Source organism: Azoarcus sp. L1K30 (assembly GCF_018122735.1).
GTDB lineage: Bacteria > Pseudomonadota > Gammaproteobacteria > Burkholderiales > Rhodocyclaceae > Parazoarcus.
The window spans coordinates 235,635-251,342 of record NZ_JAGRRD010000001.1; the positions used below are offsets into that span (position 1 = coordinate 235,635).

Consider the following 15,708-nt stretch of genomic DNA (forward strand, 5'->3'; position numbering starts at 1 on the left):
GCGATCGTTCGCGTTGCCAGGAGCACGGAGAAAATGGGAAAGACACTCTACGACAAGGTGTGGGACGCACATGTCGTCAAGCACGGTGAAGACGCCGACTGTCTGATCTACATCGATCGTCACATCATGCACGAAGTCACCAGTCCACAGGCGTTCGAGGGTTTGCAGTTGGCTGGGCGCAAGATATGGCGTGCGTCCAGCGTGCTGGCGACGCCCGATCACAATGTGCCGACCGTCAACAGGGCTCAGGGAATGACCGACGGGATTGCCGCGCTGCAGGTATCCACGCTGGTCGACAATTGCCGCTCGAACGAGATTCCGTTCATCGGCCTCGACGACGCGCGCCAGGGCATCGTCCACGTGGTCGGTCCCGAGCAGGGCGCCACCCTTCCGGGGATGACCATCGTCTGTGGCGACTCCCACACCAGCACCCACGGCGCATTTGGTGCGCTCGCCTTCGGAATCGGCACCTCGGATGTCGAGCATGTGCTCGCCACCCAGTGCATGGTGATGAAGAAGTCCCGCAACATGCTGGTGCGGGTCGAAGGCACGTTGGCCGCTGGTGTGACCGCCAAGGATCTCGTGCTGTACGTTATTGGCGTGATCGGTACCGCAGGCGGCACTGGCCACACGATCGAGTTCGCCGGCAGCGCAATCCGTGCGCTGTCGATGGAGGGGCGCATGACGGTCTGCAACATGGCCATCGAGGCCGGCGCACGCGCAGGCATGATCGCGGTGGATGACACCACGCTCGAGTACCTGAAGGACAGGCCCTGTGCGCCCGTCGGTGCCGACTGGGATCGGGCCGTCGAGGTCTGGAAAGGCCTGTATTCCGATCCCGACGCCGTCTTCGAGCGTGTGGTCGACATCGACGCGAGCCTGATCGAACCACAGGTGAGCTGGGGGACGTCGCCGGAAATGGTGTTGCCGGTGGGGGGGCACATTCCCGATCCGGCGGCCGAATCCGATCCGGTCAGGCGTGAGGCGATGACGCGTGCCCTGGCTTACATGGACCTGGCGCCGCTGACCCCGATTACCGCGATTGCGATCGACAAGGTCTTCATCGGTTCATGCACCAATGCCCGCATAGAGGATCTGCGTGCGGCTGCGCGCGTGGTCGAGGGGCGCCGTGTTGCATCCAGTGTCACGCTGGCGATGGTGGTGCCGGGCTCCGGGCTGGTCAAGGCCCAGGCAGAGCGCGAAGGCCTCGACCGGATCTTCGTCGCCGCGGGTTTCGAATGGCGTGAGCCGGGTTGTTCCATGTGTCTGGGGATGAATGACGACCGCCTGTCGCCTGGCGAGCGCTGTGCCGCGACCTCGAACAGGAATTTCGAAGGCCGTCAGGGAAGTGGCGGCCGTACCCATCTCGTCAGTCCGCAAATGGCTGCGGCAGCGGCGGTCAGTGGGCGCTTCGTTGACGCCCGCAGCTTCGCTTGAGGAAACATCATGGAAAAGTTCACCGTATTAAATGGATTGGTGGCGCCGCTCGATCGCGCCAACGTGGATACCGACGCGATCATTCCGAAGCAGTTTCTCAAATCGATTCATCGGACCGGTTTCGGTGCGTTCTGCTTCGACGCCTGGCGCCATCTGGATCGCGGCGACATCGGCGTCGACCCGGCAAGCCGCAGGGAGAACCCCGATTTCGAACTCAACAAGCCGCGCTATCGGGGGTCGAGCATCCTGCTGGCACGGGAGAACTTCGGCTGCGGCTCGTCCCGTGAGCATGCCCCGTGGGCGCTCGGCCAGTACGGCATCCGTGTCATCATCGCCCCGAGTTTCGCAGACATCTTCTTCAACAACTGCTTCAAGTCGGGGCTGCTGCCGATCGTACTGTCGACGACGATGGTCGACAGGCTGTTCGCGCAGGTTGAAGCGGAGCAGGGCTACCGACTCAAGGTCGATCTCGAGCACAAGGTGCTGGAAACACCGTCGGGTGAGTGCATCGCGTTCGATATCGATGCGTTTCGGCGCCATCGCCTGCTCAACGGCATTGACGATATCGGCCATACCCTGCTGGACGCCGACATGATCCAAGCCTTTGAACGGCGGCACCTTGCCGCCATGCCCTGGCTGAGCAAGCGCCTCGCGGAAGCTGGCGCCTGATGTCCGCCCGCCTGACCGGACAGGGTGCCGGTCAGGCGCGGCTCATGCTGTGGGCGTAACGTTCTCTACTGTGGTGGGTTTGTCGTCGAAAGCCTGCGGAAACCAGCAGCCGGCGATGGCACCATGCAGTTGCGCGATGTCGAGTTGCAGTTGGTCCATGAAGTCGTGCAGGCCATCGCTGGCGATGAGCTTGTCGACGTCTGCGTCCAGTGCGTGGCGGCGGGCCTGCATGGCGTAACGCAGCGGCGTCGCGTTGCGAGGCAGGTTGCTGATGGCGATCTGCGACTGATTGATTGCATGCGCCACCGCGCGCGGAAAAGCGAGATCCTGCAGCAGAAAGCGCACCACGTCGGGGCCGGTGATGCGGCGGCGAACGTGTTGCCGGTACATCTGGAATCCGCTCTGGGAGCGCAATACGCTGGTCCATAGCAGCCCTTCGTAGGGCTCGGGGGTGTCCTTGCGCGACAACAGCTTGATGGCGCCGACGTCGATCTGCCGGGTGGCCATGTCGGTGCGCTCGAGGTTTCGGCCGAGGCGGATGAAGTCGTAGGCCGCATCATGGCTCATCCCGCCGGCGAGCATGCCGGTGAGCATCTGGCAGCGGCCGACGATCGATGTGAGGAACTCGAAACGGCCGCGCTTGCCGATGGCCGCGTCGACGTTGTCGCGGGCAAAGATGTAGAGCTCGTTGACAATTTCCCACGCCGCGGTCGGCACCAGGTCGCGCGTGGTGCGCACATTCTCCCTTGCGGCACGTAGCGAACTCAGGATCGAGCCGGGGTTGTAGGTGTCGGCGAGCAGGAATTTCACGCAATTGCGCTCGTCTTCACGCTGGTAGTGCTCCTCGAAGATCGCGTCGAGGCCGGACACCGCCACCAGGCCCCGCCACGAGAGCGTCTCCGTGCGAGGCATGTCCAGCGCGAGCAGGTGAAAGGCCTCCGTCATCCGCGCGATATTCTCAGCCCGTTCGATGTAGCGGGCCATCCAGTAGAGCCGTTCGGCCACTCGCGATAGCATCTCAGGCCTCCTCGTCCACGATCCAGGTGTCCTTGCTGCCCCCGCCTTGCGATGAGTTAACGACCAGCGATCCCTTTTTCATCGCGACCCGGGTGAGACCGCCAGCGGTCACGTCGGTACGCACCCCCTGCAGGATGAAGGGACGCAGGTCGAGATGGCGCGGTTCGAGTCCGTCGTCACACAGTGTCGGAGCCACCGACAGGTCCAGCGTCGGTTGCGCGATGTAATTGCGCGGATCCTTGCGGATGAGTTCGGCGAATTCGGCACGCTGCTTCTTGGTCGAGTGAGGTCCGACCAGCATGCCGTAGCCACCCGACTCGTTTGCCGGTTTTACCACCAGTTCGTCGAGGTGGGCGATGACGTGTTCGCGCTCCTTTTCACCGGTGCACAACCACGTGGGCACGTTCGGGATGATTGGGTCCTGGTCGAGGTAATACTTGATCATCGCCGGTACGAAGGTGTAAATGACTTTGTCGTCGGCCACGCCGGAGCCCGGCGCGTTGGCCAGGCCCACGTTGCCCGCACGCCAGGCGCGCAGCAGACCGGGCACGCCGAGCATCGAGTCGGCGCGAAAGGCCTCCGGGTCCATGAATTCGTCGTCGATGCGGCGGTAAATGACATCGACCCGTTCCAGTCCGTCGATCGTGCGCATGTACACGCAATCGTCGTCCTCGACGACCAGGTCCGCGCCTTCGACCAGTTGGGCGCCCATGCGCTGGGCCAGAAAGGAGTGCTCGAAGTAGGCCGAGTTGAAAATGCCGGGCGTAAGCACCGCGACCTTCGGATAATCCAGGGGACGCGGCGAGATCGAGGCCAGCATGTCAAAGAGCTGGGTGGTGTATTCGTCGACCGGAAGAATGTTGGAGTTCTCGAAGATCTCCGGAAACACGCGCTTGGTCACCTGCCGGTTTTCCAGCATGTAGGATACGCCGGAGGGCACGCGCAGATTGTCTTCGAGCACGTAGAAGGTGCCACTGCCATCGCGTACCAGATCGGAGCCGCAGATATGAGCCCACACGCCGTAAGGTGGGCTGTGGCCGACGCACTGCTTGCGGAAGTTCCGCGAGTTGGCGAAGACGTATTCAGGCACGACCTTGTCGCGCACGATGCGCTGGCCGTTGTAGATGTCGTCGATGAACATGTTGAGTGCGCTCAGGCGCTGCACCAGGCCAGCCTGCACGACATCCCATTCCTTGCGCGGGATCACCCGTGGAATGATGTCGAAGGGCCAGGCACGGTCGATGTTCTCGCCTTCGCTATACACCGTGAAGCTGATGCCCATCTCGATGATGGCAAGTTCGGCTGCCTGCTTGCGGGAGCGAATCTCCGCGTCATCGAGTGAAGCCAGGTAGTCGGTCAGCGTTCGCGCCGCAATCCGCGGCTGGCCCGGCGCCGCGATCAGTTCGTCAAAGAACGGGCGGGGGTCGTAGGCTTTCCAGTCGATGCTCATGTCGTGATCCCGATATCGATGCAAAGGCGTCGTTGGGTTCGAAATGCAGTCGGGGCCCGCTTCAAGCGGTCCGTGGACGAGTATGCATGATCGTTCGGCGTTCGGATACGTGTATCGCAGCACGGGCGTGCGCCGCCCTGGGCACATGCTGATCCATAACGAAAATCGATATCAGCAAGTCATCATCGTGCCTATCGCCGCGCAGCCACCTCGCCGACAATGGACGCAGGCGCACGATCGGCGCTTACGCGAACGCACGACCAACGCAAGACCATGGCCCGACCGCCCAACGCGAGCGGGATTGCAGGAGTTGCCCTTGCTAGACATTCTTTCCATTACGAGCCCGATCTTCATCCTCATCGGACTTGGTTACTGTGCGGTCCGCGCCGGTTTCTTTTCTCGGGCGGACATGCGCGTACTGGGCACGTTCGTGATCAATTTCGCCCTGCCGGCGATGTTGTTCAAGGCTCTGTCGCAACGCGCTTTCAGCGAGGTGATGAACGCCGGCTACCTGCTTGCATATGCAATCGGGTCGCTATTCGCGATGGGTGTTGCGGTGCTGGTGGCGCGCAAGTGGCAGCAACGGGATTATCAGAGCAGCGTCGTGGTCGGAATGGGCGCATCGATGTCCAACAGCGCCTTCATCGGCTTGCCGGTGGCGCTTCAGGTGGTGGGTCCGGTCGCGTCGATCGCGATGGCATTGACGATGCTGGTCGAAAACCTGTTGATGCTGCCGATATTGTTCATTCTCGCGGATCGCGCGGACCACAAGGGTGCAAGCCTGCTGTCCATGGTGGCGGGCACCTTTGCGCGCTTGCTGAAGAACCCGATGCTGGTCGCGATCGGAATCGGTTTCGGGTTTGCCCTCTTCAACCTGAAACTGCCTTCGCCGCTATTCAAGGTCGTGGATATGCTGTCGCTGGCTTCCGGGCCGCTGGCGCTGTTCGTCATCGGCGGCAATCTTGCCGGCATGGGCGTGAAGGGAATGGTGGCCGACGTTGCGCTCATCAACGTTGCCAAGTTGCTTGTGCATCCGGCCGCGGTGTTCGTCTGCGTATGGCTGATTCCCGGCATTGCTCCTGATTTGCGCGCCGCCGCGGTGTTGTTCGCGTGTGTGCCGATGCTCAGCATCTACGCCATCATCGGCCAGAAATACGGGCTCGAGAGCATGTGTGCAGCCGCACTTGTGGTGGCGACCGTGATGTCCTTCTTCTCCATCAGCGCGCTGATCTGGATCTTAAACGCGACCGGCTTCGTCAATCCGTTGTATTGAGCGAAAGTGCGGCGCCGCGCGGATCGTCGATGTGTGCGTCAAGATGTTGTGTGCGCACAGCGAACAATGGCGGGGGTCTCGTTATCGCCGCTGGACATGGAGGCTGTATCGTTTGCGTGCTTGCATGGCTGTGGGGACAAGGATTTCCGCGGCGATGCGTGGATGGCAGTGGCAGTCTGTTTCTGACGACCTCCATGCCGAAACCAGAAAACAACCGGAGACAAATTCCATGAAACGTCGTCTGATGATGAAGACCCTTCTTGCCGCGCTGGCCGTGGTGAGTTTCAGCAATGTGCAGGCAGCAGATTTCTCCGAACGCAGCCTGAAGCTGGGCATCCAGAACCCGAAGGGGCATCCGGCGGAACTCGGCGCGCAGAAGCTTGCCGACATCGTGTCCGAGCGCTCCGGCGGCAAGATCAGGATCAAGGTATTTGCCGGTGGCGTGCTCGGCGGCGACCAGGCCACAGTGTCGGCGCTGGCGGGTGGTACCGTCGATATGACGGCCCTCAACTCGGGCATTCTTTCTTCGCATGTGAAGGAAATGGGCATCTACGACTTCCCGTTCCTGTTCGGTAACGCACAGGAGGCCGACGCGGTGGTCGACGGCCCCTTCGGCAAGGCCCTGCATGCGAAGCTGGCGGAAAAGGGCATCATCGGCCTGGCATACTGGGAGCTCGGATTCCGCAACATCACCAACAGTGTTCGCCCGATCACGAAAGTGGAGGACATCGCCGGATTGAAATTGCGCGTGATTCCCAACCCGATCAATCTCGACTGGGTAAAGGCACTGGGCGCCAACCCGGTTCCGCTGGCCTGGCCCGAGGTGTACACCGCGCTTGAACAGAAAGCCGTCGACGGCCAGGAAAACCCGGTGACCGTCATTGCGGCGAACAAGCTCAACGAAGTGCAGAAATACCTGACACTCACGCGTCACGTCTACAATCCGCAGTCGGTGATCATCAGCAAGAAAACCTGGGATACTTTCTCGGATGCGGAGAAAAAACTCTTCTCCGATGCGGCAGCGGAAGCGAGCGCATACGAACGCAAAGTGTCGCGAGAGCAGGAAAGCTCGGCGCTCGAGGGCTTGAAGAAGGCTGGCATGCAGGTGACCGAGCTGGCACCGGCGGAAATCGCGAAACTGCGTGAGAAAATGAAGCCGGTGATCGCCCAGCACGCGGCATCGGTGGGTACCGAAACCGTCGACGCGATCAACGCCGAGCTGGCGAAGCTGCGCAAGTAAGTCTGTTGCGCGCATGGCCCGTCCGATGCCTGTCAGGGCCCGGGCGGGCTTTGTCGTTTGAACGGTCCCGGCCAGGAGGTGGGCGCCGGCCTGCCTTGAGGCCGGGACTCGTCGTCAATCAATCGAACAGGATAGTCCCATCATGAACGTACTCATGCTCCACGGCATCAACCACAACATGTTCGGCAAGCGTGATCCGGTGCAATACGGCACCATCACCCTGGCAGAAATCGATGCGCGGCTGAAAGCGCTTGGCGGCGAGCTCGGGGCAGAGGTCGAGTGCTTCCAGACCAATAGCGAAGCCGACATGTGCGAGCGCATCCACAAGGGTTTTGTGGACGGTGTCGATGCCGTGCTCATCAATGCCGGTGCATGGACGCACTACAGTTACGGCATTCGGGATGCGCTGGCGATTCTCACCTGTCCGGTGATCGAGCTGCACATGTCGAATATCCATGCGCGCGAGCCATTCCGCCATGTGTCGGTGTTCGCGGAAATTGTCCGGGGGCAGATCTGCGGGTTCGGGGTCGATAGCTATCTGCTGGCGCTCCGTGCCGCCGTTTCGGCGGTAAAGGGCTAGACCGGCGCCAGGTTCGGCGCGGAACGCGCGTCGCGAAGGTGTCGCCGCGCGCGTTGCAGCGCGCGCCCATGGCAGCCGTGGTGGAGGCGATCAGGGCGTTCGCGTCAAGCCAAGACCCAGTGGGGGGGGCAGCAGGTTGACGATGCGCGCGAAGAGCGCTTCGAAGGTCTGCTCGGGTGGATACCCGGTCAGAGGGTCGCGATTGGTTTCGAATGCGGCATTGATTGCTTGCCATTCGTCGCTTCCGAGCAGCCGTTCGGCTGCGGGAAGAACGTCGGTCTCCTCCCGATGCATGTGCTCCATCGAACACTCGCAATAGTGCTCGACCGCCGCAGCAAAGGCGGGCAGCAGGTGGGCGCCGAGCATTTCGTACTCGAGCAGCTGGTGCTGCAGATCGCGTATGGCCTGTTCGCCATGCGCGTGCTCGGCTTCGAGGTGATCGAGCACCGGGGCGAGGGACGGGGCGCGTTCGCGCAGGCGTGCGAACAGTGCCGAGTTTTCCTTGGGGTGGTGCAGACGTTCCGGGAAGGCATCGATGTAGAACAGAAGGGCACGCAGGACGTCGAAATCCGGTTTGGCGTGACGGTGGAGCATGTCGCTCACCGTGCGACGCAACGCGTGCAGGATGGCCGCCAGTGCCTGGTGTTCGTTGCGGATGATGCTCAGCGCGGTGGGGGTCATACGATCATTCCCATTCATGGCGAAGCGGGCCCTCGGGCTCGCGGATGGTGCGCATCCCGCGGGGATTTTGCGGAATGCGCGTGATCAGGCAGTCAGTGTGGGCAGATGGGCGCTCACATCTTGCACAGGGCCGACGGGGCCGGCGTCAGGTTCGGCGCAAAGGTCTGTTCGATGACCGGACGCAGCGTGCCGTCCATGGGCTTCACGCGCGCGACGAAGTTAGGCAGCACGAGCTGGTTGTCGGCCGCGCGCATGGTGACCGTGCCGTAGATGGTGTCGATGCTGGCACCCTTCAGTGCCGCGGCGACATCGGCCGGTTTTGCGCTTCCGGCTTTCCTGACCCCCTCGAACATGACCTGGGCGCCGTTGTATGCCTGTGCTTCATTGTCGGTCGGGAGACGACTGAATTTCGACTGCCAGGCCGCCACAAAGGCCTTGTTGCGCGGCGTGTCGATATCCGGGGTGTAGGCAGTCGTGCCCTGCGTCCCTTCGAGTGCGTTCTCGGTGGCGGCGACCATGAAATTCTGGATCAGCGCGTGGCCGATCAGCCGGGTCTTCGGGACCAGCCCGAACTCCTGCGCCTGCTTGACGAAGGCGATGGCATCGCGACCGATCTCCGCAACCCAGATCGCGTCGACGCCGGCATCCTTGAGCTGGGCGATGTAGGGCGAGAAGTCCTTCGTGCCCATCGGTGCGTAGAGCTGGATCTTGACCTCCTTGCCCTGGGCCTTGACTGCCTTGGCGAAGGATTCCGACGAGTCATGCCCCCACACATAGTCGGCAGCGATGGATGCGTAGGTCTTTTCCTTGAAGTTCTTTGCCCACTCGCCAATCATGGCGATGTCCATTGCATCGGAATGATTGGTGCGGAAAGCGCGCGGCTTGCACGTGTCGCCGGTGATCTTGTCGCTCTTGCTGGCGACGACGAAGTAGGCGGCATCCCAGCGCTCGAGGTTGGGCGCAAGCGCCAGAGAGATCGAGGACGGAATCGGTCCGATCAGCAGGTTGTAGCCGTCGCGGGCGAGCTTTTCGGCCGCGCGTCGACCGGCGTCGGGCGTGCCTTCGTCATCTGCCTCGGACACTTCGACCTTGCGCCCGTCGATGCCTCCGCGGGCATTGGCCTCTTCGATTGCAAACTGCACTGCGCGAATGACTTCTTCACCCTGCTGGGCGAAGACGCCGGACTTCGAACTGACCAGCCCGACGCGAACGGGGTCGGTGTTCTTGGCCATGGCTGCGAACGGCAGTGCGGCGCACAGTGCTGCGGCGAGGATGCCGCGCGTAAACGTCTTCTTCATTGTGGATGTCTCCTTCCTTGGTGATGAACGACCGGCCGGGCCGGGTGCTTCGATGCCCGTATCGCGATGCGATGCGGGCTAAACCATGATGTGTGCTTCAAGATCCTTCAGTCCGTCGCGGGAGTTGTTCACCTCGCCCGAAGCCACCACCGCGCCCTTTGCCATGGCGAGGTAGCGGTGGGCGACCCGGACCACCAGGCTCATGTTCTGCTCGATCAGCAGCAGAGCCGTGCCCTGGTCGGCGACGCGGTTGAAGATGGTTGCGAGCTGATCGACGATCACGGGGGCGAGGCCCTCGGTGGGTTCGTCGAGCAGGATCAGCGACGGATTGGCCATCAGCGCGCGCCCCACGGCCAGCATCTGCTGCTGTCCGCCGGAGAGCGCGGTGCCCGGGGTGTGCGCCCGTTCCTGCAGGATGGGGAACAGCTTGTAGATCTCGGGCACGGTCCATGGGCCTTTGCGTCCGGTTGCGGCGCCGAGCACGAGGTTCTCTTCAACCGTGAGGTTGGCGATGATGCGGCGCCCCTGGGGCACGACCACGATGCTGTGCTGTGCGGCCAGATAGGGGCGGGGCTTGCGGATCTCGCTGTCGCGAAAGCGAATCTGTCCTTCGCCGAGGCGAGCCAGGCCGAGCAGGGTGTTGACCACGGTCGTCTTGCCGACCCCGTTGCGGCCGATCAGGGCGACACGCTCGCCGGCCCTGACTTCCAGACTGAGGTTGTGAAGGATGTGGGCCGCGCCGTAGAAGGCGTTGATGCGATCGACTTTGAGCAGGGCGGTCATGCTGCACTCCCGAGATAGGCTTCGCGCACGCGCGGGTCGGCACGCACGTCCGATGGCGCGCCGCTGGCAATGACACGGCCGAGTTCGAATACGGTGACGACATCTGAGATGCCGAAGACCACATCCATGTCGTGTTCGACGAGGAGCACCGAGACGTCGCGTCGCGAGGTCAGGGCGGTCAGATGATGGGCGAGGTCATGGGATTCCTGCACCGACAGGCCGGCCATGGGTTCGTCGAGCAGAAGCACGCTGGGGTGGCCGACCAGCGCCAGTGCCAGATCGAGTCGGCGCTGTTCGCCATAGCCCAGATCCTCGGCGATGACATTCGCCAGTGGTCGCAGGTCGAGTTCCTCGAGTACCGCGTCGGCGTCTGCAGCCGAATCGCTCACGCCCATCTTGTGCGAGGCCAGTTCCACCTGCTTGCGTACCGACATCTGGCCGAAAACGCTCGTCCGCTGGAAGCTGCGCGACAGCCCGCGCATACGACGGTCGACCACGCCCAGTGCGGACACGTCTTCCGTGCCGAGCATGACCTTGCCGCGGGTCAGTCTGCGGCGACCGGTGATGGCGTCGATGACGGTCGATTTGCCGGCGCCGTTGGGGCCGATCAGACCGCGAATCTGCCCTTTCTCCAGTGTCAGCGAGACGCCATCGACAGCCTTGACGCCACCGTAGTGGATCGCCACGTCTTCAGCCTGCAATACGTAGTTGTTCATGCGTGTCTCCTCTTCTTTGCCCGGTCAATGCGAGCTGACGGCGGCCTTGGCAGGGGTGGCCTGATGACGGAACCTGAGCTTTTGCAGGGCGCCGGCAATGCCGGTCGGTGAGAACACGATCACCGTGATCAGCGCGATGCCGAAGATGGCCATCCAGTGGTCGGCGTAGTCGCCGAGAATGTCCTTGAACAGGAAGTACACCACCGCCCCGAGCGCGGGGCCCCACAGTGCCTTGTAGCCGCCCACGACCACCATCATCAGGGTCATGCCCGACAGGCTCCAGTGCAGGCTCTCCGGCGAGATGAAGCCGGTGTTGAGCGCCGAAAGCACGCCACCGACACCGGTGACGAGGGCCGACAGGGCGTAGACCGCAGCCCTCGGCAGCAGGGTGGAAATGCCGATGAAGCGGGCGCGTTCCTCGTTGTCGCGCACGGCTTCGGTGATGCTGCCGAAGCGGCTGCGCAGCAGCAGTGCGAGCAGCAGTATGATCCCGACCAGCACGATCCAGCACAGCATGAACAGGTTCGCCGGACGGAGCAGGACGGATTGCGAGATGCCGAACAGGGTCGAGGGCCAGTCGATGCTCATGCCGTCCGCACCGCCGGTCAGACCGCGGGCGCGCGATGCCGTAAGGAAGAACATCTGTCCGATGGCGAGCGTGAGCATGCCGAAGGCGATGCCCGGCACGCGCACGATCACCAGCCCGAACAGCAGGCCGACGATGGCAATGGCGGCGAGCGTGACTACGATGGCAAGCTCGGCCGGCATCAGGCCGAGCTGAAGAATGATGCCGATGCCGTAACCCGCAGCGCCGAAATAGAGCGCGTGGCCGAAGCTCACCATACCGTTCTGGCGCAACAGCAATCCCACGCCGATAGCGAACACGGCATAGATGATGGCTTGCGTCAGCAACGACAGTACCGTGCCCGAGCTCACCGTCAAGGCGATGACGGCGCCGATCACCAGTGCGGCCAGGGTGTTGAGACTCATGCGTTGAATGGACATTTTGCTTCCTCTTCGTCAGGTGCGGCTGCCGGCGAAGCCCGCGGGCCGCCAGATCAGGATGGCCACCATCAGTACGAATGGCAGCAGAACGGATGCGTCGGGCAGGTACACCGCACCGACGGCCTGCACCATGCCCAGCACCATCGCGGCGATGAAGGCACCGGCAAGCGAGCCCAGACCCCCGATCACGACCACGACGAAGGAATCGATGATGACGTCGGCACTCATCGACGGCGACAGCGACATGAAAGGTGCCGAAACCACGCCGGCGAGGCCCGCGAGCGCGGTGCCCAGTCCGACGACACCGGCGCTGAGCGCATCCGTATTGACGCCTTGCATCGAGGTGGTGGTGGGGTCGGTGCTGGCCGCGCGCACAAAGAGGCCGTAGCGGGAGAATCGCAACCACAGGCTCAGTCCGAGTGCGACCGCAGCGCCGACGACGATGACCCCGATGCGATAGGCCGGCACCTGGGTGCCGAAAAGGTTCACGGCAAAGTTCAATGCGTCCGGCGTCGCCAGGGAAAGGTTGCTCTTGCCCCAGACTGTCTGCACGAAGTCCTCGATCACCAGCAGCAGGCCGAAGGTCACCAGCACCACCGTCAGCGGATCACGGTCCTGCAGCAGACGAAAGCCATAGCGATCCAGCACCACGCCGATGGCGGCCATCACCGCGGGGGCGACGAACAGCGCGACCCAGAAGTCGGCATGGGCGGCGACCGAATAGCCGATGTAGGCGCCGAGCATGTAGAGCGAGCCGTGTGCGAAATTCACCACCCGGCGCAGGCCGTAGATCAGGGCCAGGCCGGAGCACATGACGATCAGCAATGTGCCGTAGACCAGTCCGTTGAAAAGATTGATGGTTAGCATGAGAGGTGTCTCCTCGTGATGTTCTTGTGTGGGGTTCAGACCTGGCCCAGCGCGCTCTCCGGCGCGCCCAGTACCGACCAGCCGCCGTCGGCAGACAGCGTCGCACCGGTGATGAAACTGGCCGCGGACGAGGCGAGGAACTCGATCGAGGCGGCGATCTCGTCCGGATGCGCCATTCGCCCCATTGGTGTCCGACCGAGAATGGCCTGTTCGTCGATCGCACCATCGAGCGCGAGCGCGGCCACCATGGGGGTGCGGACATAGCCGGGCGCGACGGCGTTGAAGCGGATTCCTTCGCGCGCCCACTCGACGGCCATCGCCCGGGTCATGCCCAGCACGCCCGCCTTGGCTGCGCAGTACGCGTTTCGCCCCGGTATGCCGCCCAGTCCTGCGATCGATCCGAGGTTGACGACCGCGCCGCGATTGCCCCGCTCGTCGCGGGTCTGGTTGCGCATGTGTCCGAGTGCTGCCTGACTCATCAGGAAGGTTCCGCGCAGGTGGACGGCCAGCACGCGGTCGAATGCCTCTGCCGTCTGGTGCAGCGTCGGCACGGTCTGGTCGCCGATGCCGGCGTTGTTTACCAGCGCGTCGATTCGTCCGTAGCGCTGGAGCACGCGATCAATGGCACCGTCGACGTCGCCAGCGCGGGTGACATCGCAGCCGAGACCAAGGTGCGCTTCGCCCAGTTCCGTCGCACGAGTCCTCGCCTGTTCGGCGTGGATATCGACGACGACGACCTGCCAGCCCTTGGTGGCCATGCACATCGCAGTGGCCCAGCCGATGCCGTCGGCCGCGCCGGTGATGATGGCTACCGGTGCCAGTCTGGTGTCACCCATGTCATGCTCCTGCAAGGACTGCACGGGACGACCGGGCATGGACCGGTGCAGTCGCGAGATCGGCGATGTGATTGGCGGTGACATAGCCGAAAGTCATGTTGGGGCCGTGGGTGATGCCCGCGCCGGGATAATTTCCGCCCATCATGCTGGCGCGGTCATTCCCAACCGCATACAGTCCGTCGATGACGCTGTCGTCACTGCGCAGCACTTCGCCTCGGGCGCTGGTGCGAATGCCGTCGAAAGTCCCGAGATCGCCCATGATGACCTTGACGGCGAAAAATGGCCCCTTGCGGATCGGGGCGACACAGGGGTTGGGTGTGTTCTCCGGGTCTGCAAGGTAACGATTGAAACTTGTGCTGCCGCGACCGAAGGCGGGATCCTTGCCCTGATCGGCGCCGACGTTGTATTCGCGAATCGTCGACTCAAGTCCGGCAGGATCGATGCCCGCCTTGCGCGCGAGTTCGTCCAGCGTGTTGCCCTTGATCAGATAGCCGTTGCGCAGGAAACGGCCGATCGGCATCGGCGCCGGCTTGACGAAACCGATGCCGTACTTGGCCAGCGTGGGCTTGTCGCACACCAGCCACATCGCTGTCTCCTTCCCGCCTTCGCAGGCGCGGATCATGGCGGCGCCGACGTCGTGATAGGAATTGGATTCGTTGGTAAAGCGTCGCCCGTTTCTGAGCACACCGATGATGCCTGGCTTGTAGCGGTCGAGCAGGTGGGGGAAGACGCCTTCTTCGCCATTCGCGAATACGACGCGGGACACCGGCATCCAGGCCGCGCTGTCCTTGAAGCGGATGTCGGCCACGGCGCCGACGGCCTCTGCCATTGCCAGACCGTCGCCGGTATTGCCCTTGGGGGTGGGAGAGAGATGCTCGCCACCGCGGGCAAGATGCGGATAGGCTGCGGTGATGCGCTTGAGGTCGTGCGGAAAACCGCCGCAAGCCAGCACCACGCCGTGACGCGCATTGACCGTAAGCGTCGTCGCGCCCTGGCGCGCTTTGACCCCGCTCGCGCGGCCATCGGTCATGACGATTTCGGTGACCGGGGTGTCGGTCAGGATCGCGATACCCAGATCGAGTGCCGATTTGGCCAGTCGCGCAGCCAGTGCGTTGCCGCTGGTGACGTTGATGCCCCGCCTGTAGAGCGCCAGTTCCTTGATGTGTGTCGCCAGGCGTTTGGCAACATAGATGAAGGACGTCAGCGATTTCGTGGCCTGGAAGAAGTGTTTCAGGTCGGCATTCGATGAGTTGAACATCATGCCGATGAAGGTGATCGTCTTCAGCGGCGGCTTGAGGCGGGGCATGTCCTTGCCGAGACCACGGATGTCGAAGGGGGCGGCAAGAATCGAGCGGCCGATATCGACGCCGCCGGGAGCGTACGGATGGTAGTCCGGATACAGGGTGGGGACGAATTTCATCGAGGTTTCGCGCTCGAAGAACTCGATCATTTTCGGACCGTTGTCGAGAAAGGTCTCGACCGCCGCTTCATCGAAGTAGGCGCCCGTTTCCGCCATCAGATATTCGCGTACGGCCTGCCGCGAATCGGCAGGATTCTGCTGCCGGCCGTGGGGTCCGAGCGGTATCCACAGGACGCCGCCAGACAGCGCGGTGGTACCGCCAAAGACGGCTTCCTTTTCGAGGACGACGACATTCAGGCCGCGTTTGCGTGCCGTGATGGCGGTGGCGAGACCGGCGGCCCCGGAGCCAACGACGACGAGATCAACTTCCAGCGTTTGAGACATTGTCTTCTCCATGATGCGATGCTCCGCATTCCTTACAGGGACGTCCGGATCGATGATCCGGCGGACGTACCTTTCCCCTCCACGCAGGCAGGCGCCTGTGCGGATCGGTCGC

The 15,708-nt window shown here is 63.0% G+C and carries 15 protein-coding genes; 5 read left to right on the forward strand and 10 right to left on the reverse strand.

Going from position 1 to position 15,708, the window contains the following annotated elements; all coding sequences use genetic code 11:
• Positions 1–33 precede the first annotated feature (33 nt).
• Both leuC and leuD read left to right on the forward strand, forming a co-directional pair.
• Entirely contained in the window at positions 34–1,437 is a 1,404-nt protein-coding gene (gene leuC, locus J5J83_RS01075; protein WP_212344166.1) for a 3-isopropylmalate dehydratase large subunit, read from the forward strand.
• Between the two features lie 9 nt (positions 1,438–1,446).
• Positions 1,447–2,106, forward strand: a complete 660-nt coding sequence (gene leuD, locus J5J83_RS01080) for a 3-isopropylmalate dehydratase small subunit (protein WP_212344172.1) — start codon at positions 1,447–1,449, stop codon at positions 2,104–2,106.
• 42 nt (positions 2,107–2,148) lie between these two features.
• Here leuD and J5J83_RS01085 read toward each other — a convergent pair whose 3' ends face one another.
• The gene (locus tag J5J83_RS01085; protein ID WP_212344182.1) at positions 2,149–3,123 is read right to left on the reverse strand and encodes an alpha-E domain-containing protein; all 975 of its coding nucleotides are present in this window, start codon (positions 3,121–3,123) and stop codon (positions 2,149–2,151) included.
• Between the two features lies 1 nt (position 3,124).
• Complete coding sequence (locus J5J83_RS01090) at positions 3,125–4,573, reverse strand: circularly permuted type 2 ATP-grasp protein (protein ID WP_212344183.1); 1,449 nt, start codon at positions 4,571–4,573, stop codon at positions 3,125–3,127.
• A gap of 316 nt (positions 4,574–4,889) precedes the next feature.
• Here J5J83_RS01090 and J5J83_RS01095 point away from each other — a divergent pair, with 316 nt between their 5' ends.
• The 3 genes from J5J83_RS01095 to aroQ all read left to right on the forward strand — a co-directional run bounded on the left by J5J83_RS01095 (position 4,890) and on the right by aroQ (position 7,666).
• Positions 4,890–5,846, forward strand: coding sequence for an AEC family transporter (locus J5J83_RS01095; protein WP_212344185.1), 957 nt, complete (start codon positions 4,890–4,892; stop codon positions 5,844–5,846).
• Between the two features lie 229 nt (positions 5,847–6,075).
• Positions 6,076–7,086, forward strand: coding sequence for a TRAP transporter substrate-binding protein (locus J5J83_RS01100; protein ID WP_212344187.1), 1,011 nt, complete (start codon positions 6,076–6,078; stop codon positions 7,084–7,086).
• Between the two features lie 142 nt (positions 7,087–7,228).
• Positions 7,229–7,666, forward strand: a complete 438-nt coding sequence (aroQ, locus tag J5J83_RS01105; RefSeq protein WP_212344190.1) for a type II 3-dehydroquinate dehydratase — start codon at positions 7,229–7,231, stop codon at positions 7,664–7,666.
• Between the two features lie 90 nt (positions 7,667–7,756).
• Here aroQ and J5J83_RS01110 read toward each other — a convergent pair whose 3' ends face one another.
• The 8 genes from J5J83_RS01110 to J5J83_RS01145 all read right to left on the reverse strand — a co-directional run bounded on the left by J5J83_RS01110 (position 7,757) and on the right by J5J83_RS01145 (position 15,596).
• Complete coding sequence (locus J5J83_RS01110) at positions 7,757–8,347, reverse strand: hemerythrin domain-containing protein (protein WP_212344194.1); 591 nt, start codon at positions 8,345–8,347, stop codon at positions 7,757–7,759.
• A 113-nt stretch (positions 8,348–8,460) separates the two neighbouring features.
• Positions 8,461–9,645, reverse strand: coding sequence for an ABC transporter substrate-binding protein (locus tag J5J83_RS01115; RefSeq protein ID WP_212344197.1), 1,185 nt, complete (start codon positions 9,643–9,645; stop codon positions 8,461–8,463).
• A 78-nt stretch (positions 9,646–9,723) separates the two neighbouring features.
• Entirely contained in the window at positions 9,724–10,428 is a 705-nt protein-coding gene (locus J5J83_RS01120) for an ABC transporter ATP-binding protein (RefSeq protein ID WP_212344208.1), read from the reverse strand.
• Complete coding sequence (locus J5J83_RS01125) at positions 10,425–11,144, reverse strand: ABC transporter ATP-binding protein (RefSeq protein WP_212344212.1); 720 nt, start codon at positions 11,142–11,144, stop codon at positions 10,425–10,427. Before J5J83_RS01125 ends, J5J83_RS01120 begins: the two co-directional genes overlap by 4 nt.
• Before the next feature lie 24 nt (positions 11,145–11,168).
• Entirely contained in the window at positions 11,169–12,149 is a 981-nt protein-coding gene (locus J5J83_RS01130) for a branched-chain amino acid ABC transporter permease (RefSeq protein WP_212344221.1), read from the reverse strand.
• 15 nt (positions 12,150–12,164) lie between these two features.
• Positions 12,165–13,016, reverse strand: coding sequence for a branched-chain amino acid ABC transporter permease (locus J5J83_RS01135; RefSeq protein WP_212344222.1), 852 nt, complete (start codon positions 13,014–13,016; stop codon positions 12,165–12,167).
• 35 nt (positions 13,017–13,051) lie between these two features.
• Entirely contained in the window at positions 13,052–13,852 is an 801-nt protein-coding gene (locus tag J5J83_RS01140) for an SDR family oxidoreductase (protein WP_212344225.1), read from the reverse strand.
• A gap of 1 nt (position 13,853) precedes the next feature.
• Positions 13,854–15,596 carry an FAD-dependent oxidoreductase gene (locus J5J83_RS01145; RefSeq protein ID WP_249115575.1) on the reverse strand — a complete coding sequence of 581 codons (1,743 nt, stop codon included), beginning with the start codon at positions 15,594–15,596 and terminating at the stop codon, positions 13,854–13,856.
• Between the last annotated feature and the right edge of the window lie 112 nt (positions 15,597–15,708).